The 24,141-nt window shown below is 70.8% G+C and carries 25 protein-coding genes, 1 tRNA gene and 1 pseudogene; 14 read left to right on the forward strand and 13 right to left on the reverse strand.

The genetic code is table 11. The features are described 5' to 3' along the window. Window positions 1-5 precede the first annotated feature (5 nt). The 3 genes from nadD to rsfS are packed head-to-tail and all read left to right on the forward strand — an operon-like array spanning window position 6 to window position 2,184. Window positions 6-608, forward strand: a complete 603-nt coding sequence (nadD, locus tag WDU99_RS00955; RefSeq protein ID WP_337330562.1) for a nicotinate-nucleotide adenylyltransferase — start codon at window positions 6-8, stop codon at window positions 606-608. Further along, entirely contained in the window at window positions 605-1,807 is a 1,203-nt protein-coding gene (locus tag WDU99_RS00960; RefSeq protein ID WP_337330563.1) for a hypothetical protein, read from the forward strand. Before nadD ends, WDU99_RS00960 begins: the two co-directional genes overlap by 4 nt. Further along, on the forward strand, window positions 1,807-2,184 hold the full coding sequence (rsfS, locus tag WDU99_RS00965; protein WP_337330564.1) for a ribosome silencing factor: 378 nt from the start codon (window positions 1,807-1,809) through the stop codon (window positions 2,182-2,184). Before WDU99_RS00960 ends, rsfS begins: the two co-directional genes overlap by 1 nt. Window positions 2,185-2,187: 3 nt before the next feature. On the opposite strand, the gene WDU99_RS00970 is transcribed toward rsfS, so the two are convergent. Beyond that, window positions 2,188-2,358: a hypothetical protein gene (locus tag WDU99_RS00970; protein WP_337330565.1), complete on the reverse strand. Its 171-nt coding sequence runs from the start codon at window positions 2,356-2,358 to the stop codon at window positions 2,188-2,190. A gap of 189 nt (window positions 2,359-2,547) precedes the next feature. Here WDU99_RS00970 and WDU99_RS00975 point away from each other — a divergent pair. Further along, a tRNA-Ala gene (locus tag WDU99_RS00975) sits at window positions 2,548-2,623 on the forward strand. A 59-nt stretch (window positions 2,624-2,682) separates the two neighbouring features. Here the strand turns inward: WDU99_RS00975 and WDU99_RS00980 are convergent. Then, complete coding sequence (locus tag WDU99_RS00980; RefSeq protein ID WP_337330566.1) at window positions 2,683-3,369, reverse strand: alpha/beta fold hydrolase; 687 nt, start codon at window positions 3,367-3,369, stop codon at window positions 2,683-2,685. 161 nt (window positions 3,370-3,530) lie between these two features. On the opposite strand from WDU99_RS00980, the gene WDU99_RS00985 reads away from it, so the two are divergent. The 8 genes and pseudogenes from WDU99_RS00985 (at window position 3,531) to WDU99_RS01010 (ending at window position 12,313) form a co-directional block, all read left to right on the forward strand. Next, the gene (locus tag WDU99_RS00985; RefSeq protein WP_337330567.1) at window positions 3,531-5,909 is read left to right on the forward strand and encodes an FtsX-like permease family protein; all 2,379 of its coding nucleotides are present in this window, start codon (window positions 3,531-3,533) and stop codon (window positions 5,907-5,909) included. A 1,157-nt stretch (window positions 5,910-7,066) separates the two neighbouring features. After that, window positions 7,067-8,077: pseudogene (locus WDU99_RS00990) on the forward strand (ABC transporter permease); the annotation flags it as partial. Window positions 8,078-8,246: 169 nt separating this feature from the next. Further along, window positions 8,247-8,603 carry an FtsX-like permease family protein gene (locus WDU99_RS17240; protein ID WP_420063967.1) on the forward strand — a complete coding sequence of 119 codons (357 nt, stop codon included), beginning with the start codon at window positions 8,247-8,249 and terminating at the stop codon, window positions 8,601-8,603. A 41-nt stretch (window positions 8,604-8,644) separates the two neighbouring features. Then, window positions 8,645-9,553: an ABC transporter ATP-binding protein gene (locus WDU99_RS00995; RefSeq protein ID WP_420063968.1), complete on the forward strand. Its 909-nt coding sequence runs from the start codon at window positions 8,645-8,647 to the stop codon at window positions 9,551-9,553. Further along, entirely contained in the window at window positions 9,550-10,272 is a 723-nt protein-coding gene (locus tag WDU99_RS01000; protein WP_337330568.1) for an ABC transporter ATP-binding protein, read from the forward strand. The genes WDU99_RS00995 and WDU99_RS01000 overlap by 4 nt, the downstream gene beginning before the upstream one ends. A gap of 10 nt (window positions 10,273-10,282) precedes the next feature. Next, complete coding sequence (locus WDU99_RS17245) at window positions 10,283-10,468, forward strand: GNAT family N-acetyltransferase (RefSeq protein ID WP_420063969.1); 186 nt, start codon at window positions 10,283-10,285, stop codon at window positions 10,466-10,468. A gap of 30 nt (window positions 10,469-10,498) precedes the next feature. After that, entirely contained in the window at window positions 10,499-10,798 is a 300-nt protein-coding gene (locus tag WDU99_RS01005; RefSeq protein WP_337330569.1) for a hypothetical protein, read from the forward strand. 111 nt (window positions 10,799-10,909) lie between these two features. After that, window positions 10,910-12,313 carry an HNH endonuclease signature motif containing protein gene (locus WDU99_RS01010; RefSeq protein WP_337330570.1) on the forward strand — a complete coding sequence of 468 codons (1,404 nt, stop codon included), beginning with the start codon at window positions 10,910-10,912 and terminating at the stop codon, window positions 12,311-12,313. A gap of 21 nt (window positions 12,314-12,334) precedes the next feature. Here the strand turns inward: WDU99_RS01010 and WDU99_RS01015 are convergent, their stop codons facing one another. Further along, complete coding sequence (locus tag WDU99_RS01015; RefSeq protein ID WP_337330571.1) at window positions 12,335-13,504, reverse strand: calcium:cation antiporter; 1,170 nt, start codon at window positions 13,502-13,504, stop codon at window positions 12,335-12,337. Between the two features lie 130 nt (window positions 13,505-13,634). Between WDU99_RS01015 and WDU99_RS01020 the strand changes: the two genes are divergently transcribed. Together WDU99_RS01020 and WDU99_RS01025 are read left to right on the forward strand one after the other, a co-directional pair. Further along, entirely contained in the window at window positions 13,635-14,732 is a 1,098-nt protein-coding gene (locus tag WDU99_RS01020; RefSeq protein WP_337330572.1) for an NAD(P)-binding domain-containing protein, read from the forward strand. Between the two features lie 43 nt (window positions 14,733-14,775). Beyond that, window positions 14,776-15,948 carry a glycoside hydrolase family 3 N-terminal domain-containing protein gene (locus WDU99_RS01025; RefSeq protein ID WP_337330573.1) on the forward strand — a complete coding sequence of 391 codons (1,173 nt, stop codon included), beginning with the start codon at window positions 14,776-14,778 and terminating at the stop codon, window positions 15,946-15,948. A 6-nt stretch (window positions 15,949-15,954) separates the two neighbouring features. Here WDU99_RS01025 and WDU99_RS01030 read toward each other — a convergent pair whose 3' ends face one another. From WDU99_RS01030 to WDU99_RS01075, 10 genes are read right to left on the reverse strand one after another with little or no spacing between them, the layout of a single operon-like run. Continuing rightward, window positions 15,955-16,803: a ComEA family DNA-binding protein gene (locus WDU99_RS01030; protein WP_337330574.1), complete on the reverse strand. Its 849-nt coding sequence runs from the start codon at window positions 16,801-16,803 to the stop codon at window positions 15,955-15,957. Continuing rightward, complete coding sequence (locus WDU99_RS01035) at window positions 16,800-17,339, reverse strand: hypothetical protein (protein WP_337330575.1); 540 nt, start codon at window positions 17,337-17,339, stop codon at window positions 16,800-16,802. Before WDU99_RS01035 ends, WDU99_RS01030 begins: the two co-directional genes overlap by 4 nt. Further along, the gene (locus WDU99_RS01040; protein WP_337330576.1) at window positions 17,336-18,061 is read right to left on the reverse strand and encodes a 4Fe-4S single cluster domain-containing protein; all 726 of its coding nucleotides are present in this window, start codon (window positions 18,059-18,061) and stop codon (window positions 17,336-17,338) included. Before WDU99_RS01040 ends, WDU99_RS01035 begins: the two co-directional genes overlap by 4 nt. Further along, the gene (locus tag WDU99_RS01045) at window positions 18,058-18,267 is read right to left on the reverse strand and encodes a DUF2997 domain-containing protein (protein ID WP_337330577.1); all 210 of its coding nucleotides are present in this window, start codon (window positions 18,265-18,267) and stop codon (window positions 18,058-18,060) included. Before WDU99_RS01045 ends, WDU99_RS01040 begins: the two co-directional genes overlap by 4 nt. A 26-nt stretch (window positions 18,268-18,293) precedes the next feature. Beyond that, window positions 18,294-19,916, reverse strand: a complete 1,623-nt coding sequence (locus WDU99_RS01050) for an AAA family ATPase (protein ID WP_337330578.1) — start codon at window positions 19,914-19,916, stop codon at window positions 18,294-18,296. A gap of 10 nt (window positions 19,917-19,926) precedes the next feature. After that, window positions 19,927-20,700, reverse strand: a complete 774-nt coding sequence (locus WDU99_RS01055; RefSeq protein ID WP_337330579.1) for a hypothetical protein — start codon at window positions 20,698-20,700, stop codon at window positions 19,927-19,929. After that, on the reverse strand, window positions 20,693-21,490 hold the full coding sequence (locus WDU99_RS01060) for a hypothetical protein (RefSeq protein ID WP_337330580.1): 798 nt from the start codon (window positions 21,488-21,490) through the stop codon (window positions 20,693-20,695). Before WDU99_RS01060 ends, WDU99_RS01055 begins: the two co-directional genes overlap by 8 nt. Before the next feature lie 24 nt (window positions 21,491-21,514). Then, window positions 21,515-22,387 carry a 3-methyladenine DNA glycosylase gene (locus WDU99_RS01065; RefSeq protein WP_337330581.1) on the reverse strand — a complete coding sequence of 291 codons (873 nt, stop codon included), beginning with the start codon at window positions 22,385-22,387 and terminating at the stop codon, window positions 21,515-21,517. 7 nt (window positions 22,388-22,394) lie between these two features. Further along, the gene (locus WDU99_RS01070) at window positions 22,395-23,426 is read right to left on the reverse strand and encodes an App1 family protein (protein WP_337330582.1); all 1,032 of its coding nucleotides are present in this window, start codon (window positions 23,424-23,426) and stop codon (window positions 22,395-22,397) included. A gap of 13 nt (window positions 23,427-23,439) precedes the next feature. After that, window positions 23,440-24,135, reverse strand: a complete 696-nt coding sequence (locus WDU99_RS01075) for a DedA family protein (RefSeq protein ID WP_337330583.1) — start codon at window positions 24,133-24,135, stop codon at window positions 23,440-23,442. Window positions 24,136-24,141 lie beyond the last annotated feature (6 nt).

Consider the following 24,141-nt stretch of genomic DNA (forward strand, 5'->3'; position numbering starts at 1 on the left):
ACCGCATGCACGAATCCACTGCTCGGGCACCGCGCATCGGCGTGATGGGTGGCACTTTCGACCCCATCCATCACGGTCACCTGGTCGCGGCGAGCGAGGTCGCGCACTCCTTCGATCTCGACGAGGTCGTCTTCGTGCCGACTGGCCGGCCCTGGCAGAAGCAGGACGTGTCGCCCAGCGAGCACCGTTATCTGATGACGGTGATCGCGACAGCATCCAACCCCGACTTCACGGTCAGCCGCGTCGATGTCGACCGCGAGGGCCCGACGTACACGATCGACACGCTGCGTGATCTCAAGCGCGAGCGTCCCGATGCGGAGCTCTTCTTCATCACCGGTGCGGATGCCGTAGCGCAGATTCTCAGTTGGAGGGATCATGATGAACTGTGGGATCTCGCCCATTTCGTCGCAGTCTCCCGACCTGGACATGTGCTGAGCACCGATGGATTGCCCACAGAAAACGTGAGTCAACTGGAGGTGCCGGCACTGTCGATCTCATCGACCGCGTGCCGTGAGCGAGTGGCCGACGGCCAACCCGTCTGGTACCTGGTGCCGGACGGGGTGGTTCAGTACATCGCGAAGCATCACCTGTATCGGAGTAGGACATGAGCACATCGGATCAGGACGGACCCGCACGGCTGACGCGCAAGCAGCTGCGTGAGATCCGTCTGACCGGTTCGACGCCGGTCATCACCGACGATGAGGCCGCAGAAGCCGCAGAAGCCGCCGCGCAGCCACCCGCGACGCCGGCGCCACAGCAGACGGCCCCCGACCCGCAGCCCTCGACTCCCACCTCGCCCGCGCCTCCGTCGCCTGCCGCCGACGAGCCCGCGCCGATGACACGGCGCGAGGCGCGTCGTCAGGAGCGCATCCGCACCGGCTCGCTGCCGGTACAGGAGACGTCGGATGCTGCGCCGCAGCCTTCGCCGACCCCATCACGCGAGTCCGCGGAACCGGCGCTGGTTTCGGGGCTTCCGTCGTTTGGTGCGCAGCAGCCGGCCGCTCCCGCCGCCCGTCCGCAGTTCGAGAGCTCTCCGGCGTCCGGCAGCACGCCCGCCGCAGTGCCTGACGCCGAGCGCGTATCGACGCAGGAGCAGTCCCTCAAGGAGATCTTCGAAGCGCGCGTCGCCGCCGCGGGACTCGCGGTCCCGCCGGCCGATGCACCGGCGTCGGCCCAGGTCGAGACTCCCGTCGCGACGCCGACACCGGCAGCGACGCCCACGCCGACGTCGACACCGGAAGCGACGCCGACACCGACCCCGGCGGCAGAGCCCACCCCGACCGCGGTGCCGACACCGGCGCCGGCGGAAGAGCGCCCCAAGGTGGGTGCCGCGTTCGGCATCGGTGTCAGGAGCGCCGAGAAGCCGGCTCACCCAGCCCGGTTCGATGATCTGCTGGGGGGCGATTCCAGCGGATCGCACAGGGCGCCGAGCACCCTCATCTTCACTCCGTCGCCCGGCGCGGGCTCGCTCAGTGGCCCGATCGCCTCGACCGGCGAGCTGCTCATGACGGGAACCTACTCACTGCCGGAAGGACTCGGTTCGCGAGGACACGCGATCGGCACCACCGATGGCAAGGAGGCTGACGCCGTGCTGATCGACGGTGAGCTCGCCCCGGCGTCATCGCCCACCCCGATCGCCGCCAGCTCGGCGGTGGCGACCTCCAAGCCCGCCGGTGAGGTCATCCGGCCCCCGGCGCCCGACAAGGGCAGCAAACTCATGATCACCCTGGCGATCGTCGCCGGAGGTCTGGCGCTCGCGCTGGCCGCCGCTTTGATCATCGCCTTCACAACGAGAGTCTTCGGTTGATGCAAGCCCCACAGTCCGCTGTCGAGATGCTTCAGATCGCCGCCGATGCGGCCGATTCGAAGGGCGGTGAGGACCTCGTCGCGCTCGACGTGTCCGGACCGCTGCCGCTCGTCGACATCTTTCTTCTGGTCACCGGCAGCAGCGAGCGCAACGTCGCCGCCATCGCCGATGAGATCGAGGACAAGCTCATCGAGTCGGGCCATAAGCGCGTGCGTCGCGAGGGTCGTGCCGAAGCGCGTTGGGTGCTGCTCGACTTCGGTGACCTGATCGTGCACGTCTTCCACGCCGAAGAACGCGTCTACTACGGCCTGGAGCGGCTGTGGAAGGACTGCCCGGTCGTGCCGATCGAACTGTCGCAGCCCGTCGCGGGGGAGTAGACGCTAATCCTCGTCGCCACCCGCGGCGAGCCTGTCGGCCTCGGCGCTCTCGATGAGGTCGGGGTCGGCGTCGGGATCGATCTCGGTCGTTCCGTCGACCTCGCGTGTGGCGAGGTCGTCCTCCGGCTCGACGTCGGGGTCGGGCGGGATGAAGTTCGGCGTGGGGTTCGACATCTCAGCATCCTCTCGCTGCGGTTTCTGCGCACCTTAGCCGCCCAGGCGCACGTGACAGAGGCCGTTGACGCGCGCCCGGCCGCGCGCTAATGCGTGCGACACACCCGGCTTACGGCGGCGATTCGCGAGCGATCGGCGGTCCGTAGTATGCTGATCAGGTTGCCGAGGCGGTTCGCCTCGAAGACATCTGGGCCTGTGGCGCAGCTGGTAGCGCACCTGCATGGCATGCAGGGGGTCAGGGGTTCGAGTCCCCTCAGGTCCACCAGAGAATCCCGCGAGAGATCGCGGGATTTCTTCGTTTGTGCTTGCTGCACCGCAGCGCGGTCATGAGACCGCGCTGCGGTGCAGCATCGCCGCGAGTTCCCTGGGACGGCTGAGCGCCACGCAGTGGCCGGCGGCGATCTCTTCAGCGGTGATGCCGAGCCGCTCCGCGGCCACCCGGCGCAGGAAGACCGCCGGAAAGAACCGATCCTCCGTGCACACGATGAATCTCGTGGGCATCGCGGGCCATGACGGCAACGGCCATGGCTGGTTGTAGGCGGCCTCGGACTCGTCCCGGTCGGCGGTGCGGCGCACGGCCTCGTCGGCGAGCGGGCGAGGCACATCGTGGTAGAAGCTCACCAGCGGATCCTCCGCGCCGGTCATGCCGCCGTCGCGGGCGGCCTGCTCGCTCACAGCCGCGCCGTACCCGGTGTTCTGCCACCAGTCCGCAGCGGTCTCACCGGGCGCGGGGATCATCGCCGCGACCATCACGAGCGCCTTCGCGTGTGTGCGGGCAGCGACCAGCGGCGCGGTGAAGCCACCGTACGAGTGACCTACCACGACGGGTTCCCGGTGACCTGCGAGTGCATCGACCACGGCATCCGCGTAGTCGTCGAGAGTCGCATGCGGGTCGTCGCCCGGCAGATCGGGTGCCACCGTGCGGTGACCGAGGCGGCGCAGCTCGTGTTCGACGAGATGCCACGACCAGCCGACGTCACCGCCGCCGTGGATCAGTGCGAATGCGGCCATCGTCCACCTCCTCCGGTCGGCGGTGGCCGGCTCTGCCGACCGTCGACCCGGCCCAGCGTACTCCGCGCCCCTTCGACCGTATGTCGTGATTTGCCCAGGGCCACCCGGGAGACGAAGATGTTCTGCAGCGCGCAGTGTCGGCGCGCCTTGAACGGCGAACGATGACGTCTGCAGTGCGGCGGGCCGGACAGCACGCCGGTCGACTCTCGCTGCTCGCGTTCGTCGTCCTGCTCGTGGTCACCGGCGTCGGCGGAATCGACGCCCTCGGCGATCGGATGCTGACCGCCGGCGCCTCGCGCATGCTCGCCGACGCCGAACCGGGCGCACGCAGCGTTCGTGTGGTGGCCGCTCAGGCCGATGACGCGGCTGCGCAGGACGCGCAGATCCGGGATGCCATCGCGAGCGCCTTCTCGGGATCCGAGGTCGATGTCGCGCGCCGTACGACCGATGACCTGGCCGTGATCACGCCCGCCGACGAGGAGATCACCCTGCGGGTGCTCGACGACGAGCGGATCACCGAACTTGCCGACCTCACGTCCGGCTCCTGGCCGCAGGGTCCGGGCGAGCTCGCGCTGACCGAGGCCGCCGCGCAGCGCCTCAGCATCGCGATCGGCGACACGCTCACACTCACGCACGGCGGGCTTGAGGACGCAAGCCTCACGCTGGTCGGCTTCTGGAGCGCCCGGGATCCGCTCGACACGGCGTGGCTCGGCGACCCATCTGTGGTCTCCGGCGAGAGCGACGGGGCGTTCGGCCCCGCGGTGGTGCTGGGCGGTTCGCTCGACGTGGCCTCCGCGTCGCCGACCGTCACGTGGCAGATCACGCCCGCCACGTTCGACCTCGCCGCCATCCCGCTCCTGCAGCGTGCGCTCACCACGCTCGACGCGCTGCCCGATGACGTCGACCCGAAGCGGCAGGACAACACGCGTGTGCGGGGAGACCTCGGCGAGACGCTGCAGCGTCAAGCGGACGCTGTCGCTGCCACACGGGGGCTGCTCACGGCCCCGCTGATGCTGATGGCACTGCTCGGCGTGCTGGTGGTGGGCACGGTGCTCACAACGCTGGTGGCCGCCCGTCGTGAAGAGACGGTGCTGCTGCGCTCGCGCGGGGCATCCGTCCGCCGCCTGGGCAGCTCCGCTGCCGTCGAGACGGGGCTGATCGCCGCTGCTGGAGCGGTCGTCGGTCTCGCTCTCGTCGCGGGCCTCGGTGCGATCACGCAGGCTGTCGGGGTCACGCCGGCCGCATGGCTCACGGCGGGGCCGGCGGTCGTGCTGGCATCCGGAGTCTCTGGCATCCTCACCGCCCGCGTCGCGACGGGTGCCGACGTCGTGCGCGCGGAGGATCTGCGCAGCGATGCCGGTGCGCGCACGTGCCGCACCCTGCTGCCGCCGACGCTGCTGGTGACCGGAGTGGGAGCCCTGGCGACCTGGCAGCTGTTCGCGCTCGGTGGGGTCACCGGGCCGGGCGGTGCGGCGGATCCCCTCGCCACCGCCGCACCGGCGCTGCTGCTCATCGCCGCCGGAATGCTGGCGGCGATGGCCGCCGGCCCGATGGCATCCATCGGCGAACACGCGCTGCGGCGCACGGCGGGGATCGCACCGATCCTGCCGCTGCGGCAGCTCGCGCGACGCATGGGCAGCACGGCCGTCGCCATCCTGTGTCTGACGCTCGCCGCCTCATCGGCCGCGCTCGTCCTCGCGGCGCCCTCAGCAGCCCGAGCTGCAGAGCAGCAGGCTCTCCTCGCGCGGCTGGGCGGCGACGTGCGCATGATCGCGGAGGAGGGGCTCGACGTGGCCGCAGGCGACGTCGCGACTCTGCCGGGCGTCACCGGGGCTCATGAGGTGCTGCGCACCAGCATGACGATCGGATCCGACACAGCGCTGCTGGTTGCCGCGCTTCCGGAGGCGCTCGGCCTCGACGAGCCGCTGCCGCCGAACACCGCCGCCGCCATCCCCGCATGCATCACTCGCACGCTGGCGGAACGCCTGGGCGCCACGACGGGCACGACCTTCACTGCTCGGATCCGCTCGGTCGCTCGCCCGGCCACCTTCGAGGTCGCGTGCGTGGTCGAGGGCCTGCCGGGAGTGGGGGCGGGACTCGGCGTCGCGACCGACCCGACGGCCCTGTCGGATGCCGGCGCGGAGGTGCCTCCGAACGAGCTGTGGCTGCGCAGCGACACCCCGCACCAGACGGCCGCTCAGCTGCGCGAGCAGGCGACGGATCCTGTGCGGATCCTCACCGCCTCGCAGGTGAGCGCCGCCCCGGTCGCGTCGGCCGCGCCCATGCTGCTGACGGCGGGCGCTCTCGTGACCGCGGCGCTGGGGCTCATCGGCTTCTTCGCCGCCTCCTCGGCGGCTGCGCGTGCCCGGCGCGGTGAGCAGATCGTGCTGCGCGCGCTCGGACTGCCGACCGGACGGCAGCGCGCCCTGCGCATCGGAGAGCATGTCGCCGTCGCTGCGTACTCGGTGATCGTCGGCGCCGTGCTCGGCGCAGCCGTGGCAGAGCTGGTGCTGCCGACAGTGCTGGGAATGGGATCGTGAGCGGCCGGCTCGGGGTGCTCCTGCGCGGTGCGACGACGACACCCGGTCTGTCGGTCTTCCTGGTCGTGGTGATCGCCGCGCTCTCGTTCGCCGGCGTCGCCGCACCGGCGCTGATCGTCGAGGGCCGCACCGCCACCGTGCAGCGTGCGATTCAGACCCTGCCCGACGGAAGCCGGTGGCCGAGCGCCACGGCACCGGGACTGCCGGCGATCGACCGGAGCGCCGACGGCGCGGCCGGTATCTGGACGTCGACGCTCGACCTGCTCGATGCCGAACGGCGTGCGCAGCCGCAGCCGCTGCGCTCGATGCTGGGCACTCCGCGTATGATCACCACGATCGACCCGGCGACGACGATCGACGACGATCCCGAGCGTGTCACCACCGTGCCGAACAACAGGGTCGGGATCACATCGGACCCCGGGTTCGCCGATCGCTCCGATCTCGTCGAGGGGCGCCTTCCGCGGGTCACCGACCCTGTCGAGGGCATCGAGATCGCGCTCACCACGTCGATCGCCGAGCAGCTCGCCTGGCGGGTGGGCGAGGATCGGATGTGGGAGGACACGCGGCTGCTGCTCACGGGCATCGTGACGCCGTCGGAGCGGGATGCCACCGACTGGGCGTTCATCAGCGGCTCCATCGATCCTCTTGTCGAGGTCAGCCCGAGCGGTGATCGTGTGCTCATCGCCACCGCGTTCATGCACGTCGATCAGCCGACAGCCCTCGGCGACCGCATCAACGAATTCAAGATCACCGCTTGGTTCCCGTTCGACGCCGAGGGGGTCGATGCCGCCAACGCCGAGCGCACGGCGGCCCAGCTGCGCCTGCTCGCGGCTGATCCGATCGACGTGCCGATGCTCACCGATACGTTCTTCAACCGGGGCCTGACGTTCAGTTCCGTGGCGCCGCGCGCGATCGACGTCGGTCTGGCGCGTGCCGACGCCATGACCACGGTCGTCGCGGTAGCCGCCATCGGGCCGATCGCGGTCGCGGTGGTGGTGCTCGCGCTGGTCGGCCGTCTGATCGCCGTTCGGCGAGTATCGGCCGCCAGGGTGCTGCGTGCCCGTGGCGCATCCACGGGCCGGCTGATCGCCCTGCTGGGCGGCGAGGGTGGCATCCTCGGACTGATCGGCGCCGCGCTCGGCGCCGCGATCGGGGCGATGGTGGTCGGCTGGGCGGGGTCGCCGGTGGTCGTCGTTCCACTCGCGCTGGCCGCGGTGCCCGCGGTGGTGCTGCCCTGGGGAGTGCTGACCGACGCGCGCCGTCGCGGACGCAGCGATCTCGGCGAGCCGCGATCGCGGGGCCTTCTGCGTGCATCCGGCGAAGCCGTGGTGCTCGTCGTGACCGCACTGCTGTCCGTGTTCGTGGTCACGCGCGGAGGGTTCGGCGCTGCGGATCCGCTGCTGCTCGTCCTTCCCGTTCTGCTCGGCGCGGCCGGCAGTATTCTCGCACTCAGGCTGCTGCCTCTGGTTCTGCGGGCGGCCGAGCGCCGCGGCCGACCCCGCACGTCTCTGGTGGCGCTGCTCGGGCCCGCGCGGGCGCTGCGCGACCCTGTCGTGCGCGTGGCGCCGGTGCTCGCCGTGGTGGTGGGGCTGGGGGTCGCGGTCTTCTCGGTCGCGTTCGCCGCCACTGTCTCGGGCGGGATCGTCCGCGCGGCGTCGATCACGGTCGGGGCCGATGTGCGCGTCGACGGTGCATACGTCGACGAGGCGGCGGCCGACCGCGTCGCGGCCATCGACGGCGTGGAGAAGCTCGGCGCACTGCGCGGAGATTTCTCGGTGGAGGCGACCACGGGTGCCCAGCGGGCCCGCGCGCACGTGTACACGATCCACCGTGATGAGTTCACCGCGGCCCAACGTGACTCCCCAGCCGCGCTGCCGCTGCCCGAGGAGCTGACCGAGGTGGCGGACGTGGGCGATCGGACTGTTCCCGTCGTGGCATCCGAGGCACTGCTCCAGCGGCTGGATGTCGCAGATCCCACCGGACAGCAGGTCGAGATCGACGGCACGCCGGTGCGCATCGTCGCAACAGCGCCGCCTCAGGTGCCGTTCGGCGCTGCCGAGCAGTGGGTCATCGTCGACCCCGCGAACGCCGCGGCGCTCGGGCAGCGCGGCAGCGGGATGTCGCAGCTCTATCTCGCCGTCGCGCCGGGCGCTGACCCCGACGCGGTGGGCGCTGAGACGGTGCGGGTGCTGGGGGGGAGCAGCGGCGTTCGAGACTCCCGCGGCCATCGCCGCGGGATACGCGGCGGACCCCGCGTTCCGCGTCGTGCAGGGCGCGCTGCTCGCGGCGAGCGGGATCGTCGCGGCGCTGCTGGGTGTCGCCGTCGTCGCGACGCTCATGCTCGGCACGCCCGCCAGGGTGCGCATGCTCGCGGTGCTGCGCACTCTCGGGCATCCGAGCCGTGGCGCGCGCCGTCTCGTCGCGTGGGAGGTGTCGCCGGCGCTGCTGCTCGCGCTGCCCTTCGGGGTCGGCGTGGGCGTGGCGATGGCGTGGCTGGTGATCCCGCGGCTGGATCTGCGCGGATTCGTCGGCGGTTCGGACCAGCCGCCGTTGGTGCTGGGCGGGGTGTGGCCGGTGCTCGTGATGGTGGCATTCGGGGCCGTCGTCGCGGCCGCCGTGGCCGCCGCAGCCGCCCTCGCGTCGCGTCTCGGAGCCGCGGCGGCGATCGACGCGGGGGAGGAGCGGGAGTGGTGAGGCGGGAGAAGCGGATGCACGAGAGCGGGACGCGCGAGAGGATGGCGGACATGGCTGATGGGGCGATCGTCTGTGAGGGGCTCGTGCGGATCTTCACCGCGCAGGGCGTCGAGGTGCAGGCGCTGCAGGGCCTTGACCTGCGGATGACGACCGGCGAGATGGTCGCGCTGGTCGGGGCATCCGGGTCGGGCAAGAGCACCCTGCTGGGCATCCTCGCCGGACTCGACCGCCCCACCGCCGGTTCGGCGCGCGTGGCCGGCCACGACCTCGTGACGATGAAAGGCGCGGAGCGTCTGGAGTACCGGCGCAGCAGCGTCGGATTCGTGTGGCAGCAGTCCGACCGGAATCTGCTGCCGTACCTGACGGCGCGCGAGAACATCACGATGGTGCACGAGGTCGCCGGGGTCGTGCCGCGTGCGGAGCGCGCAGCGCTGGGAGACGAACTGCTGTCCCTGCTGGGCGCGGCAGAGGTGGCCGATCGGCGTCCGGCTGAGATGTCGGGCGGGCAGCGCCAGCGCGTCGCCATCGCCGTCGCCCTCGCGAACCGTCCCCGCGTTCTGCTCGCCGACGAGCCGACCGGCGAGCTCGACGAGCACACCAGCGCCGAGGTGCTGGCCGCGATGGAGACGGTGAACCGTGAGCGGCGCGTGACGACGCTGATCGTCACGCACGACGCCGGCGTCACCGAGCATGTCGGGCGCACAGTGCGCATCCGTGACGGACGCACATCGACCGAGACCCTGCGCCGCACCGACACCGACGATGAAGGACGCGCCGTGCGCACCGCCGAAGAATACGCCGTGCTCGACCGCGCCGGCCGCATGCAGCTGCCCAGCGACTTCGTCTCGGCACTCGACCTGCGCGAGCGGGTGCGACTCACGCTCGAGCCCGACCATGTGCGCGTGGCGCCGGGGGAGTCGTCGCCGGTCGAGGACGGAGAGCAGGCATGACCGTGGTGCTGCGGGCCGAGACGGTGTCGCGGGTCTTCCCGAGCGCGGCGGGCGATGTGGTGGCTGTGCGCGACGCTGATCTGGCCGTCGCGCAGGGTGAGCTGGTCGTCGTCGCAGGTCGCTCCGGCGCCGGGAAGACGACGCTGCTGACGATGCTCGGCGGACTCGACGCACCGACCTCGGGGCGGGTGCTCATCGACGGCGCCGACCTCGCCGACCCGGCCACGGATGTTCCCGCGCTGCGCGGCTCGCGCATCGCCTCGATCTTCCAGACCGCGGGGCTGATCCCCGTGCTCTCGGCGGCCGAGAACGTCGAGGTGCCGCTGCGCATCCGTCGGGTAGACCCCGCCGAGCGTGATCGTCGCGTCGCCGAGGCGCTGCGCGATGTGGGGCTGTCGGATGCTGCCAGGCAGCGTCCCGGCGAGCTGTCGGGCGGACAGCAGCAGCGGGTCGGCATCGCGCGGGCACTGGTGATGCAGCCGGCCATCCTGCTCGCCGACGAGCCCACGGCGCAGCTCGACAGTGAGACGGGCGCGCAGATCATGGACCTCATCGCCCGGCTGGTCCACGAGCGCGGCACCGCAGCGGTCGTCGCCACCCACGATCAGGCGATGCTGGCGCGCGCCGACCGCGTCTTCGAGCTGCACGACGGGGTGCTGCGAGCACGGGCTTCGGAGCAGGCCGCTGAGGTCCCGTCTGGAGACGATCGTCGCACATGACGCGACGGAGCTGCGCGGGAGGGGGATCGCTCGGGCCTTGCTGGTGCGCATGACCGAACTCGCTGTCGAACGAGGGATGCGGACCCTCGATCTCACATCGCGACCCTCGCGGGAGTCAGCGCTGCGGCTGTATGAGTCGGTGGGCTTCGTGCGACGGGAGACGAACATGCTTCGATTCACGCCACCGGGGCGTTGATCAGAAGCCGTAGTTGGTAGGGTCGGCGACATGCTCATGTTCGGGTGGATCGCTGCCGTGGCGGGCGTGGTGCTGTTCCATGTGGCGCTCACGATGACGATGCGGGCCAATCCGGCCGCCCGAATGCCGTTCTACCGAAACGCAGAGATCATTCCTGTCGGATCCGTCGGGATGCGCGCCGGTGGTGCGGGCCTCACTGTTCTTGGCGCGGCGCTGCTCGGTACCGTGGATTGGTACTGGCCCTTCGTCGTCGTTCTGGCCGGCCCGATCGCCACGCTGGTCGTCATCGCCGTCCACAATCGGAGGGTCGAGGCCCAAGCCATCGATTGAAGGTGTGAGCCGCCGAGTGACCGGTGTTCGTCATGCAGCCGTGATCTTCTGCCCCCCAAGATCGGCTCGTATCTTAGTTCGAATGTCGGTGGTCGCTGGTGTACTGAAGGCATGACGGCGCTGATGGATGTGACGGTGGAGCAGGTGGCCACGCTCGACGAGCTGGTCGACCTCGCGCAGTCACTGGAGCGCTCGATCAGCGGCATGATGGCCGCGCGTGACGGCGTGCTCGCGCTGGCGGCGCGCTGGGCGTCTGATGCAGCGTCGGATGCTGATGAGGCCGACATCTCGTATCGCGCCGTGGCCGCAGAGCTCGCCACGGCACTGCGTGTGAGCGACCGCACGGTGCAGCGTCGCATGGCGGGGGCCGAGCTGCTGGTCGAGCGGTTCCCGTCGGTGTGGGCGGCCCAGGGCGCCGGTGAGATCGCGGCCGGGCATGCGCGCGTGATCGTCGACGCCGGCGTTCGCATCGAAGATCCCGTGGCGCGCGAGGAGTACGCGGCGCGTGTGCTCGAATTCGCGCGCGACGAATCGCCGAACCGCGTGCGGCCGATCGCCGAGCGGATCGCGCAGCAGTACCAGCCGCGATCGATCGAAGAGCGACACGACGGGGCGCGCCAGGAGCGCGGTGCGTGGGTGCGGGACCATCCGGATGCCATGGCCGAGATGCACCTGTTCGGCCCGGCCGCACTCGTGCATGGCGCTTACGACAGGATCACCGCGATGGCGAAGGCACATGCGGCAGGCCCGACCGCGGCTGCATCGGATGCTGACGCTGAGCGTCACGACGGCGACACCGGTCCGCAGGCCGGCGACGCCGCGCCTCAGGGCAATGACGCCGCGAACGGGCAGGATCCGCGGACGCTGGCGCAGCGGCGGTTCGACATCGCCCTGGATCTTCTGCTGACCGGCGTCCCGGCGGGGCACGACACCGAGCAGGGGCTGCTGGCGGCCATCAGACCGAGCGTGAGCGTGACGATCCCGTTCCTGACGATGATGGGGCTCGAGAGCCTCCGGATCGGCACGGAGAGTGTGACGGCGCAGCCCGCTGAACTCGATGGTCACGGCCCGATCGATCCGCAGACGGCGCGGTTGCTCGCCGGCGCCGCGTCCGGGTGGGACCGGGTGCTCACGCATCCCGTCACCGGCACGCTGCTGGCGGTCGACCGATACCGACCCAGCGAGTATCAGCGACGACATCTGAGAGCTCGCGACCAGCGATGCCGATTCCCGACCTGTGGGATGCCGGCGCGCGACAGCGACCTCGACCACACGCACGACGCCGCATTGGGCGGGGCGACCGAGGTCGACAACCTCGGCGCACTGTGTCGACGACATCACGTGCTCAAACACCATGCGCCCTGGCATGTCGAACAGCTCGGCGACGGACTGGTCGAGTGGACGAGCCCCGCCGGGCGGATCTACATCGACCGACCCCCGCCCCAGAACACCGTCGTGTTCACCGAAGAAGCAACATCCACCGAACAGGGCCAGGCGTCAGCCGCACCGTTCTGACACAGAGTGGGACGCCCACGGTCACGCGAACAGCGCGATTCCATAGAGCGCGAACAGCATCAGGTGCGCCGCGCCATGCACTGCACCGACGCGCCGACTGCCGAAGCTCGCGAAAGTCAGCAGCAGCGTCACAGCGAGCAGGGTCAGCGATGTCGCACTCTCGCCCAGCACGACCGGCCGCCCGGTCAGCATCCCGATCGTCAGCACGACCGGGATCGTCAACCCCACCGTCGACACCAGCGCCCCATGACAGAGATTGCTCACCCGCTGCAGCTCACCGGTGTACGCCGCGCGCACAGTGGTGATCGTCTCGGGCAGGAACACGATCATCGCGATGAGCACCCCCGAAAGCGCCACCGGCGCCCCCAGACGATCGAGGGCGTCATCCAGCAGAGTCGCCATGTCGTGCGAGAGCAGCACGATCGGCGTCACCGTCGCCACGAGCAGCACCGTGCGTGAGATCAGCTCACCGCGGTGTCGTCGCAGCACAGCCCGGATATCCGCCTGCGGCCCAGCGCCCGCGGCGTCAGTCCCCGCGCCTCCGGCACCCGCGGTCACCACTTCCTGGAAATCCGCACGCTGCGCTCCCATCTGCCGCGCCAGGAAGAACCCGTACAGCGCCACCGTCATCACGCTGATCGGCACAGCCTGAGCCACCGTGTACGAGCCGTCGACGCCGATCAGCGCCGGTAAGGCGAAGGCCGCCGACAACAGCACCACCAGCATCCCCAGATAGGCGAACACCCCGGTGCGGTTCGCGCGGAGCGCGCCGTGCCGCAATCCGCCCACGAGCAGCGCGACACCGGCGACCAGGTTGAGGATGATCATCGACACGGCCATCACCGAATCGCGCGCGATCGTCGCATGCTCACCAGGACCGAGCATCACCGCCGAGATGAGGATCACCTCGATGAGCACGATCGACAGGGTGAGCACCAGCGTGCCGTACGGGTCGCCCATCCGCCGGGCGAGGTGCTCGGCCTCGGTGACGACGCCGAACGCGCAGACGACGATCACTCCGACGATGGCACCGAGCACCAGCCAGAGCACGCCCGTGGGCAGTGCGACGTCGAGCAGCGGCGCGCACACCAGCAGCGCGAGGAATGCGCCCCAGCCGAGTGCCAGCCGCAGTATCGCCGTCGGAGCGAGGACATCGCGAAGAGATGACCGAAGAGAGGAGAGAGCGGACACGTGGTTCCGAATCTGCGGGGTCGTCCCTGCTCATGACATCGCCCGCGGGTCGTCCCGCGGGTCGCCTTACCGCGAGTGTAGCAATCCGGAGCCATGGAACATCCGCCACGGCGTCGGCGTTGGATCAGACGTGAGCATCCTGTCGAGCATCGTGATCGGAGCCGGTCAAGCCGGCCTGTCGACCTCGTACCATCTGCGCCGCCTCGGCATCGATCACGTCGTGCTCGACGCCGACGCGCATCCGGGCGGCGCGTGGCAGCACCGCTGGGACGCCCTCACCATGAACGACGTGCACGGGGTCGCCGAGCTTCCCGGAGAACAGGCGCCGCCCCTGTCGCAGCAACGCGCGAATCGGATCGTCCCCGCCTATTTCGCCGACTACGAACGCCGCAACGACCTGCCCGTCATCCGCCCCGTCACCGTGCACACCGTCGATGACGAGGACGGCGTGCTGGTGGTGCGATCGGATGCCGGTGAATGGCGCAGCCGAACCCTTGTCAACGCCACCGGCACCTGGACCCGGCCGTTCCTGCCGCACTACCCGGGCATGGAGTTGTTCCTCGGCGAGCAGCTGCACACCGCCGACTACCCGGGGCCGGAGCACTTCCGCGGCAAGCGGGTGCTGGTCGTCGGCGGGGGAGCATCCGCCGTGCAGTTCCTCGGAGCGCTGGCCCCGATCACCGACACGCTATGGGCGACCCGCCGGCCACCCGTATGGCGCACTGATGACTTCACCCCCGAAGCAGGGGCCGCCGCCGTCGCGCTCGTCGAGCAGCGCGTGGCGCAGGGACTCGCGCCCGAGAGCGTCGTCAGCGTCACCGGACTCATGCTGCGACCGCAGGAGCGCGAAGCCGATCGGCTCGGCGCCTACGCCGCACGGCGCGAGATGTTCCAGAGCATCGAACCCGACGGCGTCCGCTGGGCCGACGGCAGCTTCGAGCGGGTCGACGTCATCCTGTGGGCCACCGGATTCCGACCCGCCATCGCGCACCTGGCACCCCTGCATCTGCGCAGCCCGCACGGGGGCATCCGACTCGACCGCGCCGGACGCGGCACCACGGCCGTCGCCGACCCGCGCATCCAACTGGTCGGCTACGGGCCGTCAGCCAGCACTATCGGTGCGAACCGCGCCGGGCGCACCGCGGCGCGCGGCGTGCAGCGGTACCTCACGCGCGCTGCGCAGCGTGACTCGGCGACGTCCGACCGGGTCGACGCGGTCCTCGCCTGATCCGCCCTCTGTCGACGCACTCAGGGCGAGTAGCCTCGAAGACATGCGTCGTCGAACCACCCGCGCTGCGGCGGCCGCCCTGCTGGCCGGCGCGCTGCTGGTCGCATGCGCGCCCAGCGGAGCACCATCGACGTCCCAGTCATCCACGCTCCCGCCCTCCTCGCGGCCGGCGACGTCGACGAGCACGCCGACGCCCACTGCCGACCCGGTCGATGCGGCGCTGAGCGGCATGAGCACCGCCGAGTTGGCCGCCAGCGTCGTGATGGGGCACATCCCCGGCGACGATCCCGACGCGGTGCGCGCGTACATGGCCACGGGACTCGGCGGATTCATCCTGATGGGCGCCAACGTCACCGGCGGTCCCGATCAGCTGCGCACTCTGACCGCCGCCTTGACCATCGATGCCGAGCTGCCGCCGCTCATCGCGATCGACCAGGAGGGCGGCGTCGTCTCTCGGATGCCCTGGGACGATCTGCCCGCCGGACGCGCCCTGCAGCGGGCCGAGCCCGCACAGACCCGGGATGCCTTCGCGCAGCGCGCGGCCCTCGTGGCCGACAGCGGGGCGAACGTCAACTTCGGCATCGTCGCCGACGTGCCCGCCGACGCGGGCTCGTTCATCTCCTCCCGAGCACTGGGCACCGACCCCGACGCGGCTGCTCAGCGCACCGCCGCAGCGGTGCAGGGGGAGCGGGGAGTCGTGCTCTCGACGCTCAAGCACTTCCCCGGGCACGGCGCAGCACCGGGGGATTCGCACCACAGCATCCCGAGCACCGCACTCACCCTCGCGCAGTGGCAGGACGCCGACGCCAAGCCCTTCGCCGCCGGCATCGACGCGGGTGCCGAACTGCTCATGTTCGGGCACCTCGCCTACAGCTCCGTCGACGCCGCTCCGGCCTCACTCTCCGCGCGCTGGCACGAGATCGCCCGCGACGAACTCGGGTTCGAGGGCGTGATCATCACCGATGACCTCGGCATGCTCACCTCGTCCGGCGTCGCCGACTACGCCGACCCGGTCGAGAACGCCGTCGACGCGCTGATCGCCGGCAGCGACATGGTGCTGATGATCGCAGGCTCCACGTCGGAGACGGCACCGGCGATGGTCGACGGGATCGCCGCCGCCGTCGCCGACGGCCGTCTGCCGGCCGAGCGCCTGCGCGACGCGGCCACGCGCGTCATGACCCTGCGGATGCAGGTCGCAGACCAGCCCGACGGATAGCCCAGGTCAGTAGTCGACGCGGCGACCGAACTGACGTGGGCCGCGCGGCGGACGCGAGCACACGGCCGCGCCCCGCAGCCGCACGAGTTCATGGGGCTGCAGACCCGCGGCGGTCGCGAACGCATCCAGCGAGGCGAAGCCGCCCGCAGCATCGCGCTGTTTCACCAGTCTGCGCGCCCGCCGGGCCGAGATACCGGGCAGTGTGGCCAGCGCATCGGCCTCCGCGGTGTTGACGTCGACCGGCTCGGCCGGCGCGGTCGGCTGGCCGGACGGCGCGAAGAACTCGGCGGTGGTGGCGCCGGCGCGCGCCGCCAGCCGATCCGCCTCGGTCGGCTCCTGCCGCGGAGAACGGGCCGGCTCCTTCGCCGATGCAGCGGCGGGCTTCTTCGCCGCCGCGCGGGTCGGCTTCTTCCGGGCAGCATCGCGGTCCGCCTTCTGCTGCGCCGCGCGGGCCTCCCTCTTCCCCTCTTCCCTGGCCTTCGCGCGACGGGCCGCGCGGCTGCCGCCGGACGCCGTCGCCGGTGAGGCGACCTGCGCGCCGCCACCCGTGCGGCGCTCCCACATCGCGCGCAGCCACCCGGGGTTGGCCATCAGCGCCAGCAGCATCCCGGCGATGTACAGCAGGGCGGCCACCAACGGCTGCCACTGTCCCCAGATCGGCAGATGCACAAGGATGGCCAGCGCTCCGAGGACCACGCCGACGATCGTCCACCACATCCTCCGCCCGACGATGCCGACGATCAGGAAGCCCAGCCACGCCAGGTACGAGCCGGGGATGAACGCCGAGATCATCCAGGTGCTCATGCCGAGCATCCAGCCGATGGTGGGCGCCTGGGCGGTGCGGGAGGTGCTCATGAGAGCCCGCTGCGCACGCTGAGCACCATCGTCACGCTGTCGTCCGACTGACGCGACTCCGAGACCAGTTCGAACCCGGCGTCGGCGGCGCGGGCGCGGATGCGCGCGGCGACCTCCTGCTGCACCCGTCGGGCGTACGCGCCGTCGATCCGCGTCATCAGGGCGGTCGCGTCGCTGACGTCCGCCTCGCGCCCGTCGGTGCCGGTGACGTGCGCGGTCCAGATGCCGTCGGCGTCGCGCGTCATGCGCAGCGACAGATCGTCGACGACGGCGGTGAGCTCGCCGTCGACGGTGTCGATCGATGTCGCCCCGAGATCGTGCAGGGCGGATGCCAGCAGGCCGGCGTTCTTCATGCGGGTCTGCACCTGCAGCGGCGTCACCGTCTCATCCGCCGGGATCTCCCGGCCGGGTGCGCTCTTGCCGGACTTCTGCGATGCGTCCGTGCCGGACTGCGACTGCACGCCCGCGACGCCGATGCCACCGACGACGCCGGCGACGGCGAGGGCTGCGGGGATGAGGAGTAGGGAGACGCTCATGCGACATGCTCCTGGGGTCGGTCGGCGCGCACGCCGAGATCGTCGAGAAGGGCCGCGAGGGCGGCGTCGGATGCCCAGCCGTTGACGCTCACGAGACCGTCGGCGCCGATGCGCACCTCGAGCGTGTCGGCGCGGCCCTGGGATGCGATGCGACGCACCTCCTCGGCGTGCGCCGGGCTGAGCGCGCGGATGCCCTGATTGGCAGAACCGATCCACGGGCGCCTGGTGTCGGGGTGCTCCCGCAGATACGGGCCGTCGCACAGCAGGTCGGTGGCCTCGAGCAGCGCGGAGACGTCATCGCGGTGCGCGGCCCAGCGGACGAGGTCCGAGAGCGTGTGCCCGCTGAAGGCCATCACCGACATGCCCGCGTCACGAAACACGCGCGCGATCGGCGCGAGCGCCGCCGCCTGTTCGAACGGCTCGCCCCCGAGCAGCGTGATGCCGGTCGATCCGGCCGCACGGGCGGCGTCGAGCCACTGCGCGGCGACGTCCGTCGGGTCGGACAGCACCCCACCGCGGGTGGCCCAGAGGTGCGGGTTGAAGCACTCGGGGCAGTGCACGCGACATCCCTGCACCCACAGCGCGGCACGCCGACCGGGCCCCTCCGCCTCGGTGGCGGGCAGGAAACGCGACCACCGCAGCGGGCCATCGCTCGGTGCCGGCTCGACGGTGCCCAGCAGCGTGGGCACATCGATGCCGGGGGACTGCGCGTGCACGATCATCCGGTGCGGTCCTCGTCGCGCAGCGCAGTGGTCGTCTCGGCGGTGACACCGGCGTAGTCGTCCGTGAAAGACGACGACGTGGTGGTGGCGTCGAGCAGATCCTCGAGCGCGGCGATGTATGTGAGGCACTCGTCCCCGGTCATGCCGAGCGTCTCGGCGGCGACCGAGCCGTCGGGGCGTAGGTTCACGATCAGCTGCTTCTGCATGCTCTGCTCCTGTGCTCCTGGGCGTCTCAGTAGTCCACGGTACGGCCGCCGCGACGCGCCGAGAGCACGCCCGCCGACTCGCGGGAGCCGGACTCTGTGGCATCCAGGTCTTCCGTGCCGGTGGCGCGCACCGCGCGCTCCGCGGCCCAATCGCGGATGCGGCGCACCTCTTCGGCCTGCGTGACGGCGAGGGGGATCGTCGAGTCGACCACCTGCTCGAGCATCGCCGCGTCCACGGGTCGCCCGGCGCTGTAACCCTCGAACAGGGCCGAGATGACGGCCTGCTCGATCTCGGCGCCGGAGTGGTTCTCGCTGCGGCCGACGAGTTCGTCGATGGTGGCGTCGTCGGCGGAGAGGGCGGCGAGGCCGTTCGCATCGGATGCCTGTGCGCTCAGCTGCAGTCGCCAGATCACCTCGCGCTCGGCGGACGTCGGCAGGTCCACGAAGAAGATCTCGTCGAAGCGCCCCTTGCGCAGGAACTCCGGCGGCAGGGCGTCGATGTTGTTCGCGGTCGCGACGACGAACACCGGCCGCTTCTTCTCCTGCATCCACGTCAGGAACGTGCCGAACACGCGCGCCGAGGTGCCGGAGTCGCCGCTGCCGGTCGTGTTCGAGAAGCCCTTCTCGATCTCGTCCACCCAGAGGATGCACGGCGCGACGGCCTCGGCGGTGGCGATGGCGGTGCGCAGGTTCTGCTCGCTCGAGCCGACCAGACCCGAGAACACCCGGCCGATGTCGAGCCGCAGCAGCGGCAGCCCCCACGAGGCGGCGGTCGCCTTGGCGGTGAGCGACTTTCCGCAGCCGGGCACGCCGGTGATCAGCACGCCCTTGGGATCGGGCAGCCCGTACTGCTTCGCGCCGGCCATCCACGATCCGTTGCGGCGCGACAGCCAGCGCTTCATGTTGTTGAGGCCGCCGACATCATCGAGATCGATGTCGGAGTCCATGAACTCCAGCAGCCCCGACTTGCGCACGATCTGCGCCTTCTCATCGAGCACCACGGGAACGTCACCCGCGCTGAGTCTTCCGTCGTTGACCATCGCGCGGGCGAATGCGTTCTCGGCCTCTGCCATCGACAGCCCGAGCGCGGCATGTACGAGCTGCTCGCGGGCGGCGTCGTCGGCATCGACGCGGATGCGGCCGGGGCCCGAGGAGTTGCGCTCGATCATCGTGTCGAGCAGCTGCCGGATCTCGTCGGACGAGGGCAACGGGAACTCCAGCAGGTGGGTGAGCTCGTTCAGCTCCGGCGGGATCGTCCGCACCGGCGAGATCAGCACGAGCAGCCGTGACGCGTCGCCGTGCCGGAAGTCCAGGGCGGTCTCGCGGGCGGTGCGCACCACGAGCGGCTCGCCCTGCCGGTGCTCCGATCCGAAGTAGGCGTGCAGGTCGCAGAAGATGAACACGCCGGCATCCTGCAGCCCGGCGATGTGCGACAGCGCACGCGCCGGGTTGGTCGTGTTCGCGACGCTCTTGCCGTCGGGGCCGATCAACCCCAGCGCACTGGTCCAGGTCCAGATCGGACGGGGATGCCGCTGCGCGGCCGCGGCCTGCGAGATCGCCTCGATGGCGCGCACCTCCTCGCCGGTCTCGAGGTACAGCAGCGGCAGGCGGGCCTTGAAGGCCTCGTCGAGCGTCTCAGCGAAGGTCATGCCATCTCTCTCATTCGTCCACGGTGACGGACCATTCGCCGCCGCTCGATTCGATCCGGAACAGCACCGTGCCCGGCACGGGCCACGACGCGCGGGTCGTGAAGTCGTCGACGTCGTTCACATGCGGTTCTCCCCGGTACTCGAACTCCGGCGAGAACGCGGTGACCCGCAGATACCCCGAGCCGGTGTGCGTGAACCGGGCGCTGAGCGCGTCTCCGCGGTAGGAGAGCATCTCATCGCCCGAGCCTTCGGCGACGCCGTCGACGATCGCGGTGGAGCGCACCGGCTCCGCCAGCACCTGCCATTCGTCGTCGATGGCGCCGAACCACAGTCGGCTGTCGGTCAGCGCCGGGGTCGCGTACACGACGTCCTCGCTGTCCCACAGCGAGCCCAGCATCGGGAGACCGTCACGTGCGGGGTGCTCGCCGGGAGCGCCGGGCGTCTGGTACACGCTGATGTAGTCGTTGCCGTAGTGGTCGGTGTCGTCGTGGGAGGCCGGGCGGCGCAGTTCGAGCGGTTCGGAGTCCTTGTCGAACGTCATCCAGCCACCCTGCCGATCACCCGGGATGACGCCGTCCGCCATCGTCAGCTCCACGGGGTCGTCCTCGTAGTACGGGTTGATGCGCTCACCGTACCCGCCGTTGCCGCCGGCGACCACGACGCCGTCTCCGAGCAGGGTGATGTTCGGCACCACGAAGAACGCGGCGACCATGACGCCCACAGCACCGACGATCCAGGTGTAGCGCGAGAAGGTGCGGATGCGCGCCAGCGCGGGATCACTCATCGGCACCGCCGCCCTCGGTCGGCGCGGGCGTCGGCGTCGGCGTGGCCTGCGGATCGGGCTCATAGAAGGAGATCGTCCAGCTCGAGCTTCCCGAGGAGTCGACGATGAACACCGCGCTGCTGGTGTCGGGCCAGGCGATGCTCTGTGATCCGTCCTCGAACCACGGGTACGTGTCTTCGATGCCCTGCTCCGTGACGATCTCGATGGACGCGCGACCGCTCACCGTCACACGGGCGGCCGTCGCGGAACCGGTGTACAGGAACGTGCGCGCAGAAGTGGCCGAGATCGCGCCCGATGCCGTGTCGAGCGTGACGGGCTTGACACGCACCGACCACGGATCGGCGGAGCGGGTCCGCGGCCAGAGCGTCATCTCGGAGGCCGACGGGATCAGGTAGTCGCCGATGTCGCTGTAGCTGTCGAACGACACGGCCGCCTCGCTCTCGCCGGGGCCTCCCGGGGTGAGGAAGAAGTCCGAGAAATCGGAGTCGTCCAGGAAGGTCAGCGTCAGCGGCTCGCCGGGGGTCAGCCCGGTCAGCGGGATGTACTGCTGACCGCGTCCGCTCCAGGTCTCACCTTCTGCGGTGGCGGCGACCGGAGCGGGGTCCTCCCACGGCGAGTAGTAGTCCTCCGAGGTGGTGACCGGGCCGGAACCCGCGGCGTCGCCGCCGGTGTTCGCGAAGACGACGATGCCGATGACGAGGATGCTGATGAGACCGAGCACGGTCACCGCGCCGTTGAAGCTGCGCAGGCGTGCGCGAGCGTGCGCGCTCGCCTCTCCGGTCCGACTCACTCGTGCATCCCTCCGCCGTCAACCCTAACGGGAGGTTGCGGACGAGCCGGATGTCCCCAGCCACGCCGTCAGCAGCTCCCGACGCAGCGCGGCGCCGCGGTCGGCGAATCCGCGCTGCCGGCGCACGTACTCGGCCTTGCCCTCCGCGGTCTCGATGGGCACCGGTCGCACGTCCCACGCGGACAGGTCGTAGGGAGCCGCTTGCATGTCGAGCATGCGGATGTCGCGCGCCAGTTCGAACGCGTCCAGCAGCAGCTCGCCCGGCACGAGCGGGCCGAGCTTGACCGCCCACTTGTAGACGTCCATGCCGGCGTGCAGGCAGCCGGGCTGCTCGAGGTCGGGCTGCGACTCGCGGGTGAGCGCCAGTCGGTTGCGGGGCACGGCGTCGTCGGTGAAGAACCGGAACGCGTCGAAATGAGTGCACCGCAGCTCGTTCGCCTCGACGACGGCATCCGTGCCCGCCGTGCCCAGTCGGAGGGGGATCGGATGCCGGTGCTCGGCCGTGCGGTAGACCATCGCCCACTCGTGCAGGCCGAAGCAGCCGAACTGCGCGGGGCGGGATGCGGTGCGTCGCAGCATCGTCTCGACGAGAGCGGCGAGCTGGGGCTTCGCGGCGCGGAACGCGTCTGCATCGGGCACCACCTCGTCGGGTGCCGGGCCCCGGGAGTACCAGCGCCACTCCGCGCGCTCCGGAGCGTCGCGCAGGGTGATGCCCGCCCCGGGATGCCAGCGTCGCAGCTGAGACGGCTTGTGCGAGTAGTACGTGAACAGGAAGTCGTGCACGGGGTGCTTCTCGTGCCGCTGCGCCCGTTCGCGATGTGCAGCGGTGAGGGCATCCGCCCGCGCGGCGTGCGCCTCGGCGCGAGCCGTCCACTCCTCGCGCTCCCACCGGATCATGCCGCGCTCAGTCCTCGGCGTCGAGGATGCCGACCTCACCGAGCAGGTCACGCAGCCCGGCGCCGTCCTCGGCGCTCACCCACGGCGCTTCGTCGGCGCGGTGCGGCACGGTCGCGGCGCGTCCACCCGCCAGTACGGCCTCGGCCGGCAGCAGCCGGCGGATGGCGACACCGGCCACCGAATCCGGGTGCTCCTTCTGGAACTGCGCGTAGATGCCCTCGTCGTGCTGACCGTCGTCTCCGATCAGCAGCCAGCGCACCTCGGGGAACTCCTCGGCCAGACGCCGCAGGTTGGTGCTCTTGTGCTCGCGGCCGCTGCGGAACCAGCGGTCATGCGTGGGCCCCCAGTCGGTGAGCAGCATGGCGCCGTCGGGGAACAGGTTGCGGCTGAGGAACCGTCGCAGCGTGGGTGCGACGTTCCACGCGCCGGTGGAGAGGTAGATCACCGGAGATCCGGGGTGGTCGCGGCGCAGCTGCTCGAGTAGCACGGCCATGCCCGGCACCGGTGTGCGCGCGTGCTCGTCGACGACGAACGAGTTCCACGCGGCCACCAGCGGTCGCGGCAGCGCGGTGACCATCACCGTGTCGTCGACGTCGCTGATGACACCGAACCTAATGTCTTCGGCGACGATGAACGCCGTCGCCTCGACGGGCTCCTGCCCCTCGACCGACATCGTGAACGTCTGCCAGCCCGGCGCGAGTTCGGCGTCGACCACCGTGTCGATCACGCCACCGCGATCGGCCACCACATCATGGCTGCGCCCGCCGATCTCGATGCGCACCGAGGCGAAGCTGACCGGGATGCTGGCGAACGAGCGCCAGCCGCGCACGCTGGCGCCCTCACCGCGTGCACGCCGGGGAAGCGGCGGGACGATCAGCACGCGTCCGACGACGCGGACCCAGCCGGTGCCGCCGTACCCGGGGAACGGCACAGCGGTCGCCGAACGGCCGCGCCTGCGGGCGCGGCGTTCGCGCCAGACGTGGACGCGGTGTTCGAGGCGTGCGAACCAATGGATCTTGGCCGCGGCGGCGGGTGACATCGCCTTCAGTCTTTCATGGTTCGGTGCGCGGGCCGTCCTCGGTATGCGCATCGTCGGCATCGGCGTGGTGGTCGTGCGCCATGTGCCTGGCCTCGATGCGTGCGAGCACCTTCTTGCCCACGACCACCGCCACCAGCAGGGCGATGATGATGCCGACGAAGATGTACCCGGCGTTGTGCACCCGGGCCGACAGCTCGTCGTAGTTGCCGGCGGCGGTGGCGGCGACACCGACGTAGATCGTCGTCCACAGGATGCACGCCGGCAGCGTCCACGCGATGAACCGGCGGTACGCGTAGCCGCTCATCCCCACGGTGAGGGGTACGAGGGAGTGCAGCACCGGAAGGAACCGCGACAGGAAGATCGCCACACCGCCACGACGCAGCAGATACCGCTCGGCACGCACCCAGTGCTCCTCGCCGATGCGTCGGCCGAGCCATGAGCTGCGGATGTGCGGACCGACCCACCGACCCAGCCAGAATCCGATGGATTCGCCGATCAGGGCGCCGACCACCACCACGGCCCCCAGCACGACGCCCTCGGTCCACGAGGCGACGCCGATCGACGCGACCAGCACGACCGTGTCGCCCGGCACGATCAGGCCGATCAGGATGCTCGTCTCGAGCATCACGGCGACGCCCGCGAGCACGGTGCGCAGCACCGGATCGACCGACTGCACCATCGCGATCGCCCATTGCACGAAGTCGTCCACCCCACG

Origin of the sequence: Microbacterium bandirmense, assembly GCF_037204185.1 — a bacterium.
Taxonomy (GTDB): domain Bacteria; phylum Actinomycetota; class Actinomycetes; order Actinomycetales; family Microbacteriaceae; genus Microbacterium; species Microbacterium bandirmense.

Bases quoted from the DNA above. Each gene is read 5' to 3' on its own strand.
- rsfS (WP_337330564.1), top strand. From the start codon at position 1,807: ATGCAAGCCCCACAGTCCGCTGTCGAGATGCTTCAGATCGCCGCCGAT.
- WDU99_RS00985 (WP_337330567.1), top strand. From the start codon at position 3,531: ATGACGTCTGCAGTGCGGCGGGCCGGACAGCACGCCGGTCGACTCTCG.
- WDU99_RS00970 (WP_337330565.1), bottom strand. From the start codon at position 2,358: ATGTCGAACCCCACGCCGAACTTCATCCCGCCCGACCCCGACGTCGAG.
- WDU99_RS01070 (WP_337330582.1), bottom strand. From the start codon at position 23,426: ATGTCACCCGCCGCCGCGGCCAAGATCCATTGGTTCGCACGCCTCGAA.
- WDU99_RS01030 (WP_337330574.1), bottom strand. From the start codon at position 16,803: ATGAGCACCTCCCGCACCGCCCAGGCGCCCACCATCGGCTGGATGCTC.
- WDU99_RS00960 (WP_337330563.1), top strand. From the start codon at position 605: ATGAGCACATCGGATCAGGACGGACCCGCACGGCTGACGCGCAAGCAG.
- WDU99_RS01000 (WP_337330568.1), top strand. From the start codon at position 9,550: ATGACCGTGGTGCTGCGGGCCGAGACGGTGTCGCGGGTCTTCCCGAGC.
- WDU99_RS01005 (WP_337330569.1), top strand. From the start codon at position 10,499: ATGCTCATGTTCGGGTGGATCGCTGCCGTGGCGGGCGTGGTGCTGTTC.
- WDU99_RS01045 (WP_337330577.1), bottom strand. From the start codon at position 18,267: ATGCAGAAGCAGCTGATCGTGAACCTACGCCCCGACGGCTCGGTCGCC.
- WDU99_RS01065 (WP_337330581.1), bottom strand. From the start codon at position 22,387: ATGATCCGGTGGGAGCGCGAGGAGTGGACGGCTCGCGCCGAGGCGCAC.
- nadD (WP_337330562.1), top strand. From the start codon at position 6: ATGCACGAATCCACTGCTCGGGCACCGCGCATCGGCGTGATGGGTGGC.
- WDU99_RS00995 (WP_420063968.1), top strand. From the start codon at position 8,645: ATGGCGGACATGGCTGATGGGGCGATCGTCTGTGAGGGGCTCGTGCGG.
- WDU99_RS01010 (WP_337330570.1), top strand. From the start codon at position 10,910: ATGACGGCGCTGATGGATGTGACGGTGGAGCAGGTGGCCACGCTCGAC.
- WDU99_RS01025 (WP_337330573.1), top strand. From the start codon at position 14,776: ATGCGTCGTCGAACCACCCGCGCTGCGGCGGCCGCCCTGCTGGCCGGC.
- WDU99_RS01050 (WP_337330578.1), bottom strand. From the start codon at position 19,916: ATGACCTTCGCTGAGACGCTCGACGAGGCCTTCAAGGCCCGCCTGCCG.
- WDU99_RS00980 (WP_337330566.1), bottom strand. From the start codon at position 3,369: ATGGCCGCATTCGCACTGATCCACGGCGGCGGTGACGTCGGCTGGTCG.
- WDU99_RS17240 (WP_420063967.1), top strand. From the start codon at position 8,247: ATGCTCGGCACGCCCGCCAGGGTGCGCATGCTCGCGGTGCTGCGCACT.
- WDU99_RS01035 (WP_337330575.1), bottom strand. From the start codon at position 17,339: ATGAGCGTCTCCCTACTCCTCATCCCCGCAGCCCTCGCCGTCGCCGGC.
- WDU99_RS01040 (WP_337330576.1), bottom strand. From the start codon at position 18,061: ATGATCGTGCACGCGCAGTCCCCCGGCATCGATGTGCCCACGCTGCTG.
- WDU99_RS01055 (WP_337330579.1), bottom strand. From the start codon at position 20,700: ATGAGTGATCCCGCGCTGGCGCGCATCCGCACCTTCTCGCGCTACACC.